Genomic DNA, 3,234 nt, shown 5'->3' on the forward strand with positions numbered 1-3,234 from the left:
CGATATCGACGAAGAAACCGGCGCCCGCTCCGTCAAGGACATCAAGGAGCAGGACGTCTACATGGGCGACATCCCGCTCATGACCATGAACGGTACCTTCATCGTCAATGGCACCGAGCGCGTCATCGTCTCGCAGATGCACCGTTCGCCGGGCGTGTTCTTCGACCACGACAAGGGCAAGACCCATTCGTCGGGCAAACTGCTGTTCGCCGCCCGCGTCATCCCGTATCGCGGCTCGTGGCTCGACATCGAGTTCGACGCCAAGGACATCGTGTTCGCGCGAATCGACCGTCGCCGCAAGATTCCGGTGACGTCGCTGATGTTCGCCCTCGGCCTCGACGGCGAAGAGATCCTGTCGACCTTCTACAAGAAGATCCTCTACAAGCGCACCAAGGAAGGCTGGCGCGTGCCGTTCGACGCCGCCCGCTTCCGTGGCTACTCGACCGTCAACGACCTGATCGACGCCGACACCGGCAAGGTCGTGCTCGAAGCCGGCAAGAAGCTCACCGTGCGCGCCGCCCGCCAGCTCCAGGAGAAGGGGCTCAAGGCGCTGCGCATGAACGACGAAGAGCTGGTCGGCAACTACCTGGCCGAGGATCTCGTCAACCCGAAGACCGGCGAGATCTACGCCGAAGCCGGCGAAGAGATCACCGAGAAGTCGCTGAAGGCGCTGAACGAGCAGGGCTACAAGGAACTGCCGCTGCTCGACATCGACCACGTCAATGTCGGCCCGTATATCCGCAATACGCTGAACGCCGACAAGAACATGACGCGCGAAGACGCGCTGTTCGACATCTACCGGGTGATGCGCCCGGGCGAGCCGCCGACGCTCGAGTCGGCGCAGAACATGTTCCAGTCGCTGTTCTTCGATAGCGAGCGCTACGACCTGTCGGCCGTCGGCCGCGTCAAGATGAACATGCGCCTCGACCTCGATGCGCCCGATACGCATCGCACGCTGCGCAAGGAGGACATCCTGGCGGTGATCCAGACCCTGGTCGGTCTGCGTGACGGCAAGGGCGAGATCGACGACATCGACCATCTCGGCAACCGCCGTGTGCGTTCGGTCGGCGAGCTGATGGAAAATCAGTATCGCATCGGCCTGCTGCGCATGGAGCGTGCCATCAAGGAGCGCATGTCGAGTGTCGACATCGACACCGTGATGCCGCAGGACCTGATCAACGCCAAGCCGGCGGCGGCCGCGGTGCGCGAGTTCTTCGGTTCGTCGCAGCTGTCGCAGTTCATGGACCAGACCAACCCGCTTTCGGAAATCACCCACAAGCGCCGTCTCTCAGCGCTTGGCCCGGGGGGGCTGACCCGCGAGCGCGCCGGCTTCGAAGTCCGCGACGTGCATCCGACCCACTACGGTCGTATCTGCCCGATCGAGACGCCGGAAGGCCCGAACATTGGTCTGATCAACTCGCTGGCGACCTTCGCCCGCGTCAACAAGTATGGCTTCGTCGAGACGCCGTACCGCAAGGTCAAGGAAGGCCGCGTCACCGACGAGGTGGTGTATCTGTCGGCGATGGAAGAGGGCCGCTACGCGGTCGCTCAGGCCAACGTGTCGCTCGACGCCAAGGGCAAGTTCACCGACGATCTGGTGGTCTGTCGTGCTGGCGGCACCCGCGACGTCGTGCCGATGCCGGCCGACCAGGTCGACTACATGGACGTGTCGCCGAAGCAACTGGTTTCGGTCGCCGCGGCGCTGATCCCGTTCCTCGAGAACGACGACGCCAACCGCGCGCTGATGGGCTCGAACATGCAGCGCCAGGCGGTGCCGCTGGTTCGCGCCGAGGCTCCGTTCGTCGGCACCGGTATGGAAGGCGTGGTCGCCCGTGACTCGGGCGCGGCGATCGCCGCGCGCCGCACCGGTGTCATCGACCAGATCGACGCGACTCGTATCGTCATCCGCGCCACCGAAGATCTCGATCCGACCAAGTCGGGCGTCGATATCTACCGGCTGATGAAGTACCAGCGCTCGAACCAGTCGACCTGCATCAACCAGCGTCCGCTGGTGAAGGTCGGTGACCACGTCGCCAAGGGCGACATCATCGCCGACGGTCCGTCGACCGATCTCGGCGAGCTCGCGCTCGGCCGCAACGTGCTCGTCGCGTTCATGCCGTGGAACGGCTACAACTTCGAAGACTCGATCCTGCTCTCCGAGCGGATCGTGAAGGAAGACGTCTTCACTTCGATCCACATCGAAGAGTTCGAAGTGATGGCCCGCGATACCAAGCTGGGTCCGGAGGAAATCACGCGCGACATTCCCGACGTGTCGGAAGAAGCGCTGAAGACCTCGACGAAGCCGGCATCGTCTATATCGGCGCCGAAGTTCGCGCCGGCGACATCCTGGTCGGCAAGATCACGCCGAAGGGCGAAAGCCCGATGACGCCGGAAGAGAAGCTGCTGCGCGCCATCTTCGGCGAAAAGGCCTCGGACGTTCGCGACACCTCGCTGCGGGTGCCGCCGGGCGTGCAGGGCACCATCGTCGAAGTCCGCGTGTTCAACCGTCACGGTGTCGACAAGGACGAGCGCGCGCTGGCGATCGAGCGGGAAGAGATCGAGCGTCTCGCCAAGGACCGCGACGACGAGCAGGCGATTCTCGACCGTAACGTCTACGGCCGTCTCGCCGACCTGCTCGACGGTCGCCAGGGCATTGCCGGTCCGAAGGGCTTCAAGAAGGATACCAAGATCACCCGTCCGGTGCTCGAAGAGTATCCGAAGTCGCAGTGGTGGCTGTTCGCGGCGCCGAACGACAAGCTGATGGCCGAGATCGAGGCCATGCGGAAGCAGTACGACGAGTCGAAGAAGGGCCTCGAGCAGCGCTTCCTCGACAAGGTCGAGAAGCTGCAGCGCGGCGACGAACTGCCGCCCGGCGTGATGAAGATGGTCAAGGTCTTCGTCGCGGTGAAGCGCAAGATCCAGCCGGGCGACAAGATGGCCGGCCGTCACGGCAACAAGGGCGTCGTCTCCAAGATCGTGCCGATCGAGGACATGCCGTTCCTCGAGGACGGTACGCACGCCGACATCGTGCTGAACCCGCTCGGCGTGCCGAGCCGCATGAACGTCGGTCAGATCCTCGAAACCCATCTCGGCTGGGCTTGCGCCGGCATGGGCAAGAAGATCGGTCAGGCGATCGACTCCTACTACCAGCGGGAAGATCTGAAGCCGCTTCGCGAGACGCTGCGCAAGATCTACGGCGACGACGAGACCATCAAGTCGCTCGACGACAGCCAG

The 3,234-nt window shown here is 63.9% G+C and carries 1 pseudogene; it reads left to right on the top strand.

The features are described 5' to 3' along the window. Nucleotides 1-85: 85 nt before the first annotated feature. Nucleotides 86-3,234 (top strand): annotated as a pseudogene (gene rpoB / locus I5M_RS29030) (DNA-directed RNA polymerase subunit beta); the annotation flags it as partial.

Origin of the sequence: Rhodopseudomonas sp. B29 (genome assembly GCF_000333455.1) — a bacterium.
Classification (GTDB): domain Bacteria; phylum Pseudomonadota; class Alphaproteobacteria; order Rhizobiales; family Xanthobacteraceae; genus Rhodopseudomonas.